General features: G+C 56.8%; 13 protein-coding genes. 1 reads left to right on the top strand and 12 read right to left on the bottom strand.

All coding sequences use genetic code 11. The annotated features are described in order from the left end of the window. Window positions 1-520: 520 nt before the first annotated feature. Together mauJ and ACO9S2_RS03540 are read right to left on the bottom strand one after the other, a co-directional pair. Window positions 521-1,753: a methylamine utilization protein MauJ gene (gene mauJ, locus ACO9S2_RS03535; protein ID WP_423720516.1), complete on the bottom strand. Its 1,233-nt coding sequence runs from the start codon at window positions 1,751-1,753 to the stop codon at window positions 521-523. A 146-nt stretch (window positions 1,754-1,899) separates the two neighbouring features. Further along, the gene (locus tag ACO9S2_RS03540; RefSeq protein WP_423720518.1) at window positions 1,900-2,523 is read right to left on the bottom strand and encodes a Shedu immune nuclease family protein; all 624 of its coding nucleotides are present in this window, start codon (window positions 2,521-2,523) and stop codon (window positions 1,900-1,902) included. 891 nt (window positions 2,524-3,414) lie between these two features. On the opposite strand from ACO9S2_RS03540, the gene ACO9S2_RS03545 reads away from it, so the two are divergent. After that, complete coding sequence (locus ACO9S2_RS03545) at window positions 3,415-3,669, top strand: hypothetical protein (RefSeq protein WP_423720519.1); 255 nt, start codon at window positions 3,415-3,417, stop codon at window positions 3,667-3,669. A gap of 98 nt (window positions 3,670-3,767) precedes the next feature. On the opposite strand, the gene ACO9S2_RS03550 is transcribed toward ACO9S2_RS03545, so the two are convergent. The 10 genes from ACO9S2_RS03550 to ACO9S2_RS03595 all read right to left on the bottom strand — a co-directional run bounded on the left by ACO9S2_RS03550 (window position 3,768) and on the right by ACO9S2_RS03595 (window position 14,497). Continuing rightward, window positions 3,768-5,048: a multiheme c-type cytochrome gene (locus ACO9S2_RS03550; RefSeq protein ID WP_423720520.1), complete on the bottom strand. Its 1,281-nt coding sequence runs from the start codon at window positions 5,046-5,048 to the stop codon at window positions 3,768-3,770. Between the two features lie 21 nt (window positions 5,049-5,069). Continuing rightward, on the bottom strand, window positions 5,070-6,362 hold the full coding sequence (locus ACO9S2_RS03555; RefSeq protein ID WP_423720522.1) for a multiheme c-type cytochrome: 1,293 nt from the start codon (window positions 6,360-6,362) through the stop codon (window positions 5,070-5,072). 9 nt (window positions 6,363-6,371) lie between these two features. Further along, the gene (locus ACO9S2_RS03560) at window positions 6,372-6,749 is read right to left on the bottom strand and encodes a hypothetical protein (protein WP_423720523.1); all 378 of its coding nucleotides are present in this window, start codon (window positions 6,747-6,749) and stop codon (window positions 6,372-6,374) included. A gap of 151 nt (window positions 6,750-6,900) precedes the next feature. Beyond that, on the bottom strand, window positions 6,901-7,734 hold the full coding sequence (locus ACO9S2_RS03565) for an ethylbenzene dehydrogenase-related protein (RefSeq protein WP_423720524.1): 834 nt from the start codon (window positions 7,732-7,734) through the stop codon (window positions 6,901-6,903). Between the two features lie 95 nt (window positions 7,735-7,829). After that, a complete protein-coding gene (locus ACO9S2_RS03570) occupies window positions 7,830-9,083 on the bottom strand; it encodes a hypothetical protein (protein ID WP_423720526.1) in 1,254 nt (417 codons plus the stop codon). Between the two features lie 42 nt (window positions 9,084-9,125). After that, window positions 9,126-9,413, bottom strand: a complete 288-nt coding sequence (gene tatA, locus ACO9S2_RS03575; RefSeq protein WP_423720527.1) for a twin-arginine translocase TatA/TatE family subunit — start codon at window positions 9,411-9,413, stop codon at window positions 9,126-9,128. A gap of 25 nt (window positions 9,414-9,438) precedes the next feature. Next, the gene (locus ACO9S2_RS03580) at window positions 9,439-10,251 is read right to left on the bottom strand and encodes a tetratricopeptide repeat protein (RefSeq protein ID WP_423720528.1); all 813 of its coding nucleotides are present in this window, start codon (window positions 10,249-10,251) and stop codon (window positions 9,439-9,441) included. Window positions 10,252-10,280: 29 nt separating this feature from the next. Next, complete coding sequence (locus ACO9S2_RS03585) at window positions 10,281-11,399, bottom strand: hypothetical protein (protein WP_423720529.1); 1,119 nt, start codon at window positions 11,397-11,399, stop codon at window positions 10,281-10,283. Window positions 11,400-11,490: 91 nt separating this feature from the next. After that, window positions 11,491-13,275: a B12-binding domain-containing radical SAM protein gene (locus tag ACO9S2_RS03590; protein ID WP_423720530.1), complete on the bottom strand. Its 1,785-nt coding sequence runs from the start codon at window positions 13,273-13,275 to the stop codon at window positions 11,491-11,493. 268 nt (window positions 13,276-13,543) lie between these two features. Continuing rightward, window positions 13,544-14,497, bottom strand: coding sequence for an ethylbenzene dehydrogenase-related protein (locus tag ACO9S2_RS03595; RefSeq protein WP_423720531.1), 954 nt, complete (start codon window positions 14,495-14,497; stop codon window positions 13,544-13,546). Window positions 14,498-14,555 lie beyond the last annotated feature (58 nt).

Consider the following 14,555-nt stretch of genomic DNA (forward strand, 5'->3'; position numbering starts at 1 on the left):
AAAAGTTGTTCAAGGGCAATGGGAAGGAACGCGCACCGGGAGAACGTTCAAGGAAACCAGCAGATTGCTATTGGGTTGCTAGAAAAGACATCCCGCATCTTTTCTGTTCTCGGAATTGTACGACGGCGAATTCGAGGGCTCTAACAATGCCAGCAGAAAAAAATGGTTTGTGGCACCTTTATCTTTCCTACTTGTGTCTCCCCTCAACAAATCCAATCTCCAAACCCTGAACAATGAAGCATCCAAGACAGCGCCTTCGCTTTCCATCAATCAGATGGTTGAGGGACAAATCCAGTCGTAGGGCCATTGGTTTAGGAAAGCCATCCCGCTACCCAAGTCGCGCATATACCAAGCTCACTCTTGCCTATTCAGCGAGTTTTACCCCAACTCAATGTTCGCCTGAAGAACGCTGGAATGGGGTCAGAGTAAGTTGAGCACAAAATGAGGACAATCTTCGAGGGAGGCGCTGGTGGGTAGTGTTTCAATGCGCCGTATCTGGGAGTAATGTGCAACCGTCACCTTACTTCCCCTCCTTGGGCATGCCTCCGGAGGCATTGGCGCTTAAGATCTCGCGGAAGAGGTCTTGCCAGTCTCCTGTCTCAGCGCGTTTGAGTGCACCCTGGATTCTCGCCATGTCCGTTGCGAGTATTAGAGTTACCCTCTTTTCATCTTGCACTTTCACCCTCTTACATACGCGCTTACACAGCTCCTGATGATCACCCTGCTTGCGCGAAAGGAGCTCTAGTTGGTTGTGCTGTGCAGGGGTCATAGGAATGATGCTGGGCCGGCCACTCTGAGGTGGATCATCGGTTACCGTGGTTACCGTAAGCCCCTTGAAGCTCAGGTCTAATTCGCCATCCTCGCCCTGAGGAACGATCGTACTAATATGGACAAATCCCGTCCTAGTCCAATGAACATAGGTGTTTGGACGGCCAAAAGTGATCGTCTCTTTGAATGTTTCCTTGGGAAACTGATTTACTAGAGCCTTAAACACGATTTCACCTAGCACATCAACGATGTGTTGACCCGTGTTGAATCGGTCTGCCTCGATCTCCGCTAAAGTTCGTCCATGCATAAGCGCGTTTCTAGTCTTATCTAGTGCCTCTATAGTTTCCTCCTTGCAGGTCTTGTCAGCCGCCTGAATCAAGTCCCGGATTGCTTGCTTCGCATATGGCCTATGCGTTGGATGCGTCTTGCAGTTTTCACAATAAAGGGGAGATTTGCACTGAGGACATTTATCTGCCACCTTTTCGGTGGATTTCTGGTGCTCAGCAAGTATCTCCAGAGCAAACCAAAAATATTGGAATTGATCATCTGCTATAGACTCGTGAAGGCCAATTCGATACCACCGCATTGCACGGCGAACTGCTGAGGGTAAATCAGACTGCAGCAAGCGCTCCATTGACCCCATAATATTTTGGTCTAGGAACGGCTGAGGGTCCTCATGCCCCGCTGAATCCACCCATACAAGACATTCCCTCATTCCTGACACAGGTGTGCAATCAACAATCTGCTTGATTCGATGTCGACGTATCCCCGCGCCAGTTACAAGGGCTATCATATTGAGACACTCAGCTAATCTTTCGTCCGCGATGTCTGGGGCTTCCTTTAGACTCGGCGCTTCGAAGATAAGCTCCAAGGACAAGAGAAATGGCGCCGAATAATCGTTACGCACTATATTTCTAATCCTCGCCTGGAAGTCGCACTTTGGATGTTGAAGTTCTAGCCGGATATTATCGGATGTAACCGACATTTCTGACTCGATCTCGTAGTTGGCAATACATCGCATCGATAGTCCCTTACTTGTCTGTAGGGGTAGTCGCAATTATCAAGCTTCAGAAAAGAGAGCAATTCTTAAATCATGGATGCTCATCGAAGGTATGCCATGGAAGCTAATGGCTACACGTTATAAAACGCCTTTAGCCAATGGTCTAAGTCATCGCTTAATTCGTTAAATGAGACACAAGCGATAGCATTAGAATCGATCATTGTGCGGTTCATTCGCCATTTCAGACGAGCCTTCTCTTGTGGAAGAAGTTGCATATCTTTCCCAACAATGATGAGGCCCTGAAAACTTGCCTGCCGGCTGCCGAAGGTGTTTAAGAAGTCACCGGTACTTCGTTTATCCTCAAGTTTCCAAAGCCAATCAATCAATTGAGAATGAGCGCCTTCGAAACGGGAAGCCCAGTCAGGAGTTGCCTTACTTGCCCTTTTCTTGAAGATACTATCCGGTGCACCGTTTTCGAATTCTATTAATAAATAATGTTGAACCGACGAGTCGCCTACAACGAGATCAGCAACAAAGTCTCCATCGATTTGATATTCATGAGCGAATAAATCTGGCGTCTTGATCCGCGGAAAGTAGCTGCATATTAGCAACGAAAGATTTTGACGATCCTTAAAAAATGGCAGAATATCTCGCCGTTCCGACAGAACCGATTTCGATGCAAGAAGTGCTGAGTATTCATTCCATTCCTTGCGGCATCTTGCAGGATCGAGAACGTGTGGCTGCAGCCTTTTCATTGCTGCTCCCGCTTGCTTAGCAGGCGCTCCAAGCGATCGTGGTGAACTATGTCCTCGATCGTGCAAATGTCCTTATCAATCGAAAATATAATTCTGATCCGTGGACTGCCTTTGTATATAAAAAGCTTTTGGGGATGTACTCCCATACGGAGCGTGTGTAACTTCGGATCAGTCCGCAGCAGCTCCATGCGTTGTTTCGAGAGTTTGTCAAAGGCGCGGTAAATGCTGCCCTGCTCTGGAGGGCTAAGAGAACGGAGCGCTATTTCCGCTCGACGCTGTAAGATTATCTGCATAAATCAATTCTTGTCTTTTGGGAATTGTCCCGATCGATGTGTTCTTGAGAGGCTTTCGGTTTGAATAGCCAAAATCCTTTGTTTTGAGCCAGGCGGAAGAATACGGCAAACCACCGGGAAAATCGACTTCTTCGCACTCCACCGTGAAATGGGGTTTTGGACAAGATGCCCAAAACGATTACGCAGACGGGAAGAGGCTGAAGGCTGTTTTGAAGATTCTGTCTTCTGTCCAACGTGGTGAGCCGAGCAGAACTCGAACCAGAAAAGAAAGGCGGTCGTGAAACGGTCGTAGAGCAGCGCTACTTTCCGCAAATTCCGTCTCTCTGTGTCTCACTCGGAATCTCTCCGTAATTAATTGAAGATGATAGGGAAGTTTGCAAAACCCTCGTTATTGCTGAAGCTGTGTGACTAGCATCAAATCAAATCCCAGCTTCGGCACCAATCGCTGTGAGACCTGCCGTTTTTGCTTACAATCATTCCTTCAACAAAGAACCTCGCACAACTTTTCCGATTGCAGATTCATAGGCTAGAGGGTTCCCGGCTGGTTTACGAAAACATGGGGCTTTGCTATATTGCCCTGCGACGCACGGAGGGCTCTATGGGACTGGAACCGAACTATATCGTGATCGACGGGCAGACCTTCAGCAAGGCGAAGTTGTCGCTGGACAATCACGTGTACAAGAATTGCCAGATCGACGACTGCGATCTCTACTACAGCGGCGGGCAGTATGAACTCCTCGATACCCATATCACGAACTCACGCCTCATCCTCAACCACCCCGCCAAGGGCATCTACAGCGCCCTCCAGATCTTCAAGATGAAGTCGCCTGGCTCGCGGATCGTGTTCGAATAAGCCAAATCGTATCTCGTGAAGCGTCGTTCGTCTCTCGCATGACCGGAGACCATTCAGTCTCATCCTACGAGATACGCTTCACGAACGACGAGATACGGTCACTTATTGACCGGAATATTGTCCGTCCGCTTGACGATTTCGATGGGTTGGAAGACGGGATCTTGTGACCCCTTGGAGGACTCGGCTTCGACCCGCTGGAGGAACGGCGCCGGGCCGGTGATCGGGGCATAGTTGAGGGTCACTTCGACGTCGAAGGTCCTGGTGTCTTTCGGCGTGGGGAAGGTGAAGGTTTCGACGCGGGTTTCTTCCGGCTTCAGGACCGTATCTTCCAGCACTTTGACGGCCTCGAAGTCGAAATTGGTCTTCTGCCCCTTGGCGTCCTGATAGACCCGCCCGTACACGCGCTTGTCGGTATAGACCGTCTTCAGGTTCTTGCCCTTGATGTCCAGATCCAGCGCGACGCCGGCCCAGGCCGGATGGGTCGTAGGCAGGTTGTGCGGCACGAGGCTCTGCACCGTCACAGTCACCGTGGTCTTCTCTCCCTCGACCTTCGTTTGCACGTCCAGCTTGGCTGCTTCCTGACGCAGCTTGCCGATGCGGCCGGGGAAGGTATGGTTCGCCGTTTTCCGCTTCTTCTCGCCGTTGGCCGATTCGCCGACCTGCTCCGGCATGTGGCAGCTCTGGCATTCCTTGCCGGACTTCACGGCCTTGCTCTGATCCCAGTTGCCCAATAGATCGTTGCTCTTGCCGAGATTCGCCGCTGACGGCACGGACTGGTGGCAATTCAGGCAGAGATCGGACTTCTGAAACAGACCCAACTCCATCGACTGGTGCGCCAGGTTCTGCACGAAGTCCTTGTAGGGACCGTAGAGGGTCTTGCTACCGAGTTCGTATTTCGGCTCCGGCGGATGCTTGGCGCGATCCACCTGCTTGATCAAATGACATTGCGCGCAGGCCACGCCATCCAGCGAAGGCTCGCCCGACTTCGCTTGATCGACGAAGAGCTGTGCCTGATCGGGAAACTCGCGCACGTGCGGCGCGTGGCACCGGAAGCAGAGCGCTTTGTCCTTGCCCGCCGATGAATTGAGATAGGCGTCGAGCGAGGCCCGGAAGGCGGCGGAATGGATCGACTTCGAGAGGGGCGAGGTGTCCCACTCTTCGAACACGCGCTCATGGCAGCGCTTGCACTTACCGGAGTTGGGGAAGGCCTTTTCGATGACCGCCTGCGACTTCGCATCCTGCGCCGATGGTGCATCGACAAACAGGAGGCCCAGTCCTATCACAGCCATCGACAGCAACCCCGCAAACAGGGTCCATCTCTTGCCGGCCTTCACCACCTGTTTCATTCCGGTTTCCTTATCATCCAGCCAGTCACGCATCACCCATCACGACTTACTGAACTACAGAGTCTTGGCCCGATAGGTCAGGAGACGCGGCTGAGTATATTCGTCGAGCACTTTCTTGGCCTCGTCCCGCTCCTTGTCGTTCGCCAGGGTCGCGAGATACCTGTCGCGCAACGCCGGTTCCGGCGTGGGGATCAGCGCATAGTTCAGCACGGCCTCGACCGTCGCCGGCGTCACCCCCGCCGCCAGCGGCAGCGTGAAGGGCACTTTGCGGGTGTTGCCGCCCTTGATGAAGGGATCGGGGATCGGACCGCGGAGAATCTTGTCATAGGGCAAGCCGAAGCGTTTCGTCTCTTCGCCCAGGACCTTGCCCTGCGCGTCCTTGACCGTAATGGTCAGCATGAACTGCTTCAACACCGGATCGCCGTCCGGGAAACTGTGCGGCAGACTGCCGACCTTGACCAGCGCCGTGCCTTCCACCGCGCCGCTCGACTTGGCGACATCGATATCGACGCGCGGCATCCATTCAGCCTGCAGGTTCCGGTTCTTCAGGAGCGTCCCCGGAATGACGACGCCTCTGAACCAGTGGCGGCCGATCGCCCGGGTCATCGACCCGCGCCGGGAGGTCGAGCTGCCGGTCGAGGGCTCCATGTGGCAATCCTGGCAGATGGTGCCCTGTAGAATCTCTCCCGGCAGGTCCTTCTGGGTGACGTCTTTGACTTTGTCGAAGTGGCAGGAGGCGCAGAAGTTCGCGCCCCGGAACAATTCCGATTGGACGCCCGCATGGACCAGATTCTCCTCCGGATCCGCAAAGGGGCCGTACATGGCGGTCCCCGGCGACAGCTTGAAGGTCGGCGGGGGGCCCGGCGTCTTCTCCACGGCATTGATCATGTGGCAGGAGGCGCAGCCGATCCCTTCGACCTGCGGCTTCCCGGCCAGCACCTGCGCGGTGATCTTTTCGACATGCTGCGGGAACACCGTCGTCGAGGGCACATGGCAGGAAAGACAACGCCGGCGCTCGTCCGGCGTAGGATTGGTCTGCATCCAGACACCCAACACGGTACGAAACACCGGCGACTCCAGCGCGGTGCCATGCAAGAGGGCCGCATCGACCCGGCCGAACGTTTTCAGATCCGGCGTCTGCTCGCGCACCCCTTTCCACTCTTCATAGTGGCGGTCATGACATTGCTTACAATCCTCGGACCGGATGAAGACCTTCTCGATCTCCGCGACCCAATCGGCCGGGGCCTGCCCGTCGGCCTTCTGCGCAATCGCCCGCTCGTGAGCCAGCGCCTGCAGCCCGATCACCAGCAGCAAGAAGAGCCCTATTGCCAGTCGTCGTGTCGGCATCGTTCGCCCTTAGTCCCGTTTACAGCCCACGAAATGAAAATTCACACCCCACCCGACCGGATCGCCGGGATCGGCCGGCTCATACGTGCCGACGGTAAAATTGCATTCCTTCATGGCCCTCTTGATCGCCTGCCCGAAATCGATCATGGTCCGGATCTCGTGTTTGTCGATTTCCTTGATGACCGACCGCACCTTGATGCCCGCATAATCCGCGCGGGAATTCCCGATGACTTCGAACACCGCCACGCCCTGGGGCTGCTGCAGCTTCAGCTCTTTCTGAATTTCTTCGTCGACCGCGCCGACGACTACGCCGAACTCTTCCCCCAACCGCGCCGCTTCCTCGTCGGTCATCGCGCCGGCGTCGGCCGCCGCGACGACTCCCTTCATCCCGCCCGGCAGGAGGGTCAGGAGCCCGACCGCCAGACATACTACGCGCCCGCACCGGAGGGCTGATTCTGCGAATCCTGTGGTTCGAATGGGCGCCCCCTTTGGCTGAAATCCGACTCAACCCGGCCCGGACGTGATCGAATCGGAACGCCTACAGCTTGGCAACGGGATCGATCAGCAACTGGAACCACGGCGCGACGGATTTCTGCCCGTTGCGCTCCTTGTTCTCCCCGTTCCACACGGCGAACGACACCGTCTGGATCCGGCCCGGTACGAGCTTGGCTTCATTCTCCTGCTCTTCGCTCGAGAGCGGCCGGCGCATGACCACGTGCCAGACGCCGTCTTTCCATTGGGCTTTCCCCTGGATACGCCCCTGCTTTTCCTTGGTCGTCAGCGTGCTGAATCCGCCGCCGATCAGGTCCTCCACCGAGGACACCCGGCGGGGAATGACTTCGAACGTGCGCACGCCGCCCTCTTTCTTTTCCGATTGGCGCGCGGCGCGCCGGTCGAGATCGCTCTGCCAGTCCGCTTTCCAATGCCAGATGTTGATGTAGTGATCCAGCTGCCCCATGCAGAAGAAAGCCGGCGCATCGCCGAGCGGGAGGCCGATCGCCACGCCGTCACGGAAGGTGCCCGGCGTCAGACGGTCGTTTTTCGTGTTGTCCTGCCATTCCAGCAGAAAGGCGATCTCCGTGCCGTTATGGACGGACCGGACGACCAATGCCCGCGCCGTCGGCTCAGGCCAGACCGGACGGGTGATCACCTGACCGCTGAGCGGCAAGGTCATCGGAGAGACTTTCGCCCAGGCCGCATCTTCCGGCGCCGAAGGCAGCTCGCCCTCGACCAGATGGGAACGGATAATCATCCCCTCTGAACTGACCAAGGGGATGCCCGATCCGCCCAGCACACTACCGATCACCAGGAGACAAGCGAGGAAAGAAAAGAGGAGAGGACGGGAACGATTGAGATTCGTCATTCGCACCATGCAGGAGATCAGTAAGTCGACGGCGGCCGTCGAGATGGTTGCCCACTACCACAAGACCCGCACGAGACAGATGCGTTGAGCGCGACCAACAGAACTTACGGCAGCTTCACCCGGCGAATCTTGTTTTCGCCCCGCTCGCAGATATACAGATGCCCCTGGGAATCCAGCGCCAGGCCGACGGGTGAATTCACCACGGCCTCCACCCCCAGCAAGCCGTCGCCATGCTTGAGCGTCCCGGCGGATTCTTTTGCCACGAAGCGGGCGGCGCCACAGCCCCCCATGTTCTTGTCTTCGTAGCCGCTGTCCCCGTTTCCGGCGACGGTCGTGATGATGCCGGTCTGCGCATCGACCTTCCGCACCCGGTGGTTCATCGTATCGGACACGTACAGATTATCCTGCTGGTCGAACACCACCGCTTCCGGGGCATGCAGCATGGCCCGGATGGCCGGCTTGTCGTCGCCGTCGAATCCGTAGCGGCAGACTCCGGCCACGGTCGAGATGATCCCGGTGCGGCCGTCGATCTTCCGCACGCGATTGCTCCCCTTATCGACGATGTGCACATCGCCCTGGCTGTTCACCGCAATCCCGACGACGTCGTAGAGGCGCGCCTCCATCGCCGGCTTTCCGTCGTCCAGATACATCGACATGTCCAGGCCGTCCGAACAGACCGGCATGAGCCAGCCATGGTCGTCGCTGAAATCGATGCCGATGGCATCCCCGGAGAGCACCACGAGGTTGCGGGCGACCAAGGGCTGTTCGCGCGCGTCGTCCTCGGCGGTCCAGGTTCCGGCGATGGTCGTCACCATCCCGGTCTTCGCATCGTAGCGCCGGACTTTATGCGCCTGGGTATCGGCGATGTACATGACGTCGTCACGGTCGAAGGCGATCGCGGCGGGCCACGTGAGATTGACTTCGAGCGCCGGGCCATCCCCGTTGAACCCGTGCTGGCCTGTGCCGACTACGGTCGTGATGATGCCGGTGTCCCGATCCACTTTCCGGATCCGGTTGCTGCCGGAATCGCAAATATAGAGATGATTCTGTGAATCGAAGGCGACATCGAGCGGCAGATACAAGCCGGCTTCTCCGCAAGGCCCCTCGTCCCCGCTGTAGCACGTTTCGCCGATCCCGGCGAAATTGTGCAGCGTGCCTTCCTGCAGATTGATGCGGCGGATGCGATCGGACCCGGACTCGGCGAAGTAGAGCCACTTTTCGTCCTTGTCGAGCGCCACGTGGTGGGGCAGCGGAATCCCGGCCTTCACCGCCCGCTTGCCGTCACCGGTGCTGCGGGCCTTCCCGTTGCCCGCAAACGTTTCGATGTACCCGCCTGCCAACTGCAGTTCTGTGTCCATGCCCATCCTTCGTGCGTCTGGCCGCCGCCGTATTGCTGTCGATTACGCGCGTGTCGCCGGCTGGGCCACCACGGCCGGCTGCTCGACGGTCATTGCCTGCGCGGGAGCAGCGGTGATGGCTTGAGCCGGTGCCGCCGCTTGCTGCTGCGCCGCCTGGGCCTGCGCCTGCGCTTCCGCCTCAATGGCATCGGCTTCGTGTACGGACTTCTTGAAGCCCTTGATGGCCTTGCCCAATCCTTCTCCGAGCTGCGGCAACTTGCCCGCGCCGAAAATAATCAACACGATCACAAGGATGAGAATCAGCTCTGTAAATCCAAGACTCCCAAACATGATGGACTCCTTCGTAAAGGGTAAATCAGGATGCGGAACTCTCTTTGGCTTTCTTCGCGAACCGCTCTTTCAACCGCTTGCGGGCCTCTTCGGCCTGCTCGAACATCTTGCACTTGTCGTACACGCTGATGAGGTTGTAATACGCCAACGGTTCATCGGGATTGTGCTCGACCGCGCTTTCCATGACCTTGATCGCCAGGTCCGTCTTCTTGTGGTTGAGCGCGATTTCCATCAGCTTGAAGCTGGCTTCCAAATGCTTGGGCTCAAGCTCCAGTGTCCGGAGGTAGCACTGAATGCCCATATCGATGGTGTTGTAGTCCGATACCTGCGGATTATCCAGTTCGATATACACACCCGCCAGATTGTACCAGGCGATCGGGTCGTCCGGCGTGATCTCGACGAGCCGCTCATAGTAGTCCTTGGCTTCCATGTACTTCTTTTTGTCCGCGCAGAGGCGGCCGAGATTGAACAGGGCCAGCACATCATGGGCGAAGACGTCGAGGGCATGCTTGAACTCGGTTTCGGCCTCGTCCGCCATGTTCTTGGTCGCGTAGATCGTCCCGAGATTCGAGTAGTACATCGCCAGGGAGCGATTCATCTCGGCCCGCAACGCCTCGGCCATCTCGATCGATTTTTTCACTTCGACCAGCGCGTCGTCGAGGCGCCCCTTGCTGAAATATAATTCGCCCAGACGGCAGCGGGCTTGAAAGTCATCGGACTCGGCGGTCAGATGCTTCTCGATCTCGGCGATCTCTTCGTCCGGAGAGAGCGGCTGATCTCCGGGATCAAGCGCAGTAGCGGTCGGTGTCGGCTCAGATGTCGGTTTCGTTGTGTCCATACATGTACCTTGTGTGTCTGTGCTGAGGGTTATACCTGTTCCGTGACCAGTGCATCCGATGCGCCCATCAACGGGCTTTCAGTCGGCACTGCCGTTTCGGCAGCCACCGGCTTCGCCCGATCAAGCGTCAATAACATCACCCCGAGAATCACCATCAGGGTGAGATTGGAAAACAGCAACGCATACCCCGCGATGAACATGAGTCCGATGCCATACCCGGCCAGCCGCCCCATATTGAGCAACTTGATCACCGTGTAGGACCAGCAGAGCAACCCCCCCATGTAAATCGCAAACGGGAGATAGAAGGTATAGCCCATGCCGAACTGGAAAATCCACCCGATCCCCTGCGAGGCCTGACGCACCGCCGAGGCCAGGGCCGGATCATACAGGCCGAGGAGATAGTCGGTAAAGATCAGCGTGGTAAAGATCGTCCCGGTCGTCGCCCAGAACCAGATGGCCCGGTTGCGCTGGCGGCGATTCTTGGTCCGGAGCGACAGCCCCTGGCCATAGGCGACAAAGGTGAGATAACTGGCCAGGACCATCAACCCTTCGCCGATGCGATGCGCTTCATAGACGAAGGGCGGCGCCGCCACCGTGCCCGCCACGCTGTAGGCCGTCGAGGTGATCTGATAATACAACCAGCCCGAGATCCCGACGGCGAACGTCATGCCCAACAGCCGTTGCGCCCGGCCGTGATGGGTCGCGAGGTACTCGAACATCAACAGGACCAGCGTCACGAACGCGATCCCGTTATACACAAGGGAGCCCACCATGCCCGGGGGGACCACCAAAAACCCCGCCGTAAGGAGCAGCAGGAGCACGGCACAGGCCATCGCCACCTTGGTTACCCGGCCGGTGTCCGGCGCCGATCCCCGATTGACCATGGTCACGATCAAGCCAAGAAACAGGAGGATGGCGACGATGTTCAACAGCCAGGTTCCGATTTCGGTCAGCGTACTGAAGGTCGGGGTAATCCACGGGTGCGTCGCGGCCAATTTGCTGAGGTGCATGCCCAACCGCGAAACCAGGCGATACAGCACCAGCTCAAGGAAGGAGGTCAGGAGGACGAGCTTGATCGTGTATTCGAAGAGCGGGCCGTAATCGCTGATCCTGCCCGTGAGCCGCTCTCCCATCGCCGCAATCTTCATCGCATGTGCTCCGACTGAATCAGACCGGATTATAGCCGTCGAAAAAAAACGGGGTCAATGCCGCCCCGACCACCTACGCGGGCTCTCTCGCCTACGCGGAGCCGATCGGTTGAGGCGCCCGGCCTGCCTGAGCTTTTTCTCTGGCGATATACAGCAATCCGTCCGCCATCGAGTAATTGAAGGGCAGTTCGCACACGACTTCGCTGATCCGTTCGTACACATACTGATACAGCTTCTCCGACTGCTCCGGCGTCATCCCTTCCTGCACCTCGTAGAAAAATCCCAGGCTGAGATCCTCCGCCGACGGCCGCATGATGCGCCGGATTCCGTAGCCGCCCGGATCGCTCATGATCGGGGCTTCTTTTTCGAGATCGAACAGACAGGGCTGGCAGGAGAAGCCGAACGAGTCGTGCAGCTTCTTGTTCTCCACGACGAAATTCATCGTTTCGAGGGCTTCTTCCTCCTTTTCGGTGGGGAAGCCCACGATAATGTAGCAGTGGACGGCTATTCCCAGATCCACGCAGTCGTCGGCGATGCGCCGCACCCACTCCTGCTTGATGCCCTTCTTCATGAAATCCATGATGCGCTGATTGAACGACTCCAGCCCGAACACGATCTTAAGACAGCCGGCATCCCGCATCGACGTCAGCAACTCGCGCGACAGGTTCTTCTCAAACCGCATCTCGCAGGTCCATTTGATGTCCAGCTTCCGCTCGATCATTTGCTGACAGAGCCGCTTGGTCGGAGCCAGGGCAAAACATTCGTCGGTGAAGAAGAAATACTGCGCGCCATACCGCTGCTTGAGCCACTCCAATTCTTCGATGGTCCGCCCCGGATCTTTCTGCCTGAAATTCTGGTGGTCGAGCGTGAGCGCGCAGAACGCGCAGTCTTTATAGTAGCACCCGCGGGAAAACTGCACGGGCAGGACCGGTTCAGGCGACAGATACTTGTCGAGCGGAAACCCGTCGTAATTCGGCGCGGGCAACTGATTGACATTTTCAGAGTAGAACGGTTGATTGACCGTAATCTTGCCGTTCTGACGATAAATCAGATTCGGCACCTTGCTGAAATCCTTCTTGCCGGCCATCTGATTGACCAGTTCCAGCAAAGCCGTCTCTCCTTCAAAAACCACGATGTCGTCGGTGATATCGAACAGGCTGGGACAGCGGCGGATATTATCGACAAGACGCGTGAAAATGCTGCCGCCGATCGTCACATGCAGATCAGGCGCGGTTTCCTTGATCAGACGGCACAAAGTCAGCCCCGGTATGATCTGCGAGGTCGCGGTAATCGACACCCCGATGATGTCCGGACGATCGCCGACAATCGAAGGGATAAATCTGTCACGGAACAGACTGATGTAGGGATTCTGCGCCTCATCCCGAATGACCTTCATGAGATCTTTCGAGGAATAGATGGAATAGTTGCTGAACTGATTATCGACGACGGTCAGGCGGGTAGGGAAGTACACCGAAGAGATGAGCTCCAGCCACTTATCAATCATGAAGAGGCTGCCACGATAGGCATCCAGATCGTAAAATCCTTCACCCCGCAGCGTTTCCTTGGCCAGCTCTACGCGATCGATCAAATAGGAAAACCGATCCAGCGATTCGACCACCTTGGCATAATGCTCACGGCTTCCAGGACCGACATCCCCGGACTGAGTTCTCTCAAGATCGCGCTGCTTGTCCAACAGCTGCTGATGAACTTCTTCACCGAAAGATCTCGTCAGCACCTGGTCCAGCAATTCAATGCCTAGATCCCGCTGAGAGACATTCGTCACTCCGGCCTGATGCAGAAATCCGGTGAGTGAGGGAAGACTGAGATAGGGCTGTGAAGGATGCCACGTCGGAGGGAAAAGCAACGAAACTTTCATGGAAGACACTTTCTAATATCTTCGGAAAATCAGATAGTTTCGAGTAAATCAATGGTTCGTTTATACACTCCCCCATTTCCCATTTGCAACCCTCGCCCGATCGGATCTCAACCCGGGCAGGAAGAATATCTTGACACTCGGAGATGGACGGAAAGAAAAAGCCCCGGGTCACTTCGTCGCTCTCGCGACGCTGACCCGGGGCCTTTTCTATCTCACGACACTCGACGCTATTCGCGAGGAGCGTTGGTCTCTCCGGAGACCGGTCGGCTCACGGAAGCTTGAGCGTAAACCAGGTGGAGAGCGCCTTCATACCATTGCGTTCAATGTTGTTCCCATCCCACACGGCAAACGCGATGGGCACAGACATCCCCGCCTTGAATTGCGTATCGTTGGCATCGCCGGTCTCCAGGCTGCGCTTGATGACCACGCGCCAGGTCGGACCAGTGTACCCACCGCCCTTGACGGAACCCGACGGCTCCCACACGCCATTCCCGATCACATCCTGATGGGCCTGCGTGGTCAAGGTGCTGAATCCGTTGGCATTCAGGTCTTCAACCGAGCTCACGCGGAGCGTCGGATCGGACATGATGTTGCCGGACCAGATGCCTGAGTTGAATGGCCCAAGGCTCCGACCGATCCGGTCAGGATAGGTCACGCCGCCGGCCGGCTCTTCAAAGTAGTAGTCCCAGAAAATGCCGGGATACTGATCGTCCACGTCCCACATACCGGCGCTGTCCTTACCAAGGTCCTTCTGCCATTCCGCGTTCCACCGCCAGATGTTGGTGGTCCCGCCGGACTGGCCCATGCACTGGAACGGCGGCGCCCCTGCGGTGTTCACCGGGAACATGATCGCAGCCTGGTCACGGAAATCCTGCGGACCGATGGCCGTATCATTCTTGGTCTGATCGCTCCACTCCACCCGCAACCCAAGTTCCTTGCCATTGCTCATGGCCTTGACGAACATCGACTTCACAGAGATGTTCGGGTGCATCGGGGTGGTGATCAGCTGGCCGCTCAACGGAACGATCACACCAGGCACGCTCTCCCACACAGGGTTTGCGCCGTCCATGGGAATCGGTCCCTTGACCGCCTTCGCCGGGATCGTCACCGGCTGGCTTACGGCCAATGGTACTTGCCCAATCGTCAGCATCACGCCGACGACGAGGGCAGAGAGAAGAATGCCAAACACCAATTTCTTGTTGGTCGTCTGCACAACTCTCATACGACTAATCCCTCCTCTCAATTAAAGATTAATGACATCGCCCAATAAGACTGCCGAC

It is taken from the genome of Nitrospira sp. NS4 (genome assembly GCF_049546785.1).
Lineage (GTDB): Bacteria > Nitrospirota > Nitrospiria > Nitrospirales > Nitrospiraceae > Nitrospira_D.

What these genes read in the sequence shown, in the direction of transcription:
- ACO9S2_RS03570 (WP_423720526.1), bottom strand. Translation starts at nt 9,083, where the DNA reads ATGGACACAGAACTGCAGTTGGCAGGCGGGTACATCGAAACGTTTGCG.
- ACO9S2_RS03545 (WP_423720519.1), top strand. Translation starts at nt 3,415, where the DNA reads ATGGGACTGGAACCGAACTATATCGTGATCGACGGGCAGACCTTCAGC.
- ACO9S2_RS03580 (WP_423720528.1), bottom strand. Translation starts at nt 10,251, where the DNA reads ATGGACACAACGAAACCGACATCTGAGCCGACACCGACCGCTACTGCG.
- ACO9S2_RS03590 (WP_423720530.1), bottom strand. Translation starts at nt 13,275, where the DNA reads ATGAAAGTTTCGTTGCTTTTCCCTCCGACGTGGCATCCTTCACAGCCC.
- ACO9S2_RS03550 (WP_423720520.1), bottom strand. Translation starts at nt 5,048, where the DNA reads ATGCGTGACTGGCTGGATGATAAGGAAACCGGAATGAAACAGGTGGTG.
- mauJ (WP_423720516.1), bottom strand. Translation starts at nt 1,753, where the DNA reads ATGTCGGTTACATCCGATAATATCCGGCTAGAACTTCAACATCCAAAG.
- tatA (WP_423720527.1), bottom strand. Translation starts at nt 9,413, where the DNA reads ATGTTTGGGAGTCTTGGATTTACAGAGCTGATTCTCATCCTTGTGATC.
- ACO9S2_RS03565 (WP_423720524.1), bottom strand. Translation starts at nt 7,734, where the DNA reads ATGGTGCGAATGACGAATCTCAATCGTTCCCGTCCTCTCCTCTTTTCT.
- ACO9S2_RS03585 (WP_423720529.1), bottom strand. Translation starts at nt 11,399, where the DNA reads ATGAAGATTGCGGCGATGGGAGAGCGGCTCACGGGCAGGATCAGCGAT.
- ACO9S2_RS03595 (WP_423720531.1), bottom strand. Translation starts at nt 14,497, where the DNA reads ATGAGAGTTGTGCAGACGACCAACAAGAAATTGGTGTTTGGCATTCTT.
- ACO9S2_RS03540 (WP_423720518.1), bottom strand. Translation starts at nt 2,523, where the DNA reads ATGAAAAGGCTGCAGCCACACGTTCTCGATCCTGCAAGATGCCGCAAG.
- ACO9S2_RS03555 (WP_423720522.1), bottom strand. Translation starts at nt 6,362, where the DNA reads ATGCCGACACGACGACTGGCAATAGGGCTCTTCTTGCTGCTGGTGATC.
- ACO9S2_RS03560 (WP_423720523.1), bottom strand. Translation starts at nt 6,749, where the DNA reads ATGAAGGGAGTCGTCGCGGCGGCCGACGCCGGCGCGATGACCGACGAG.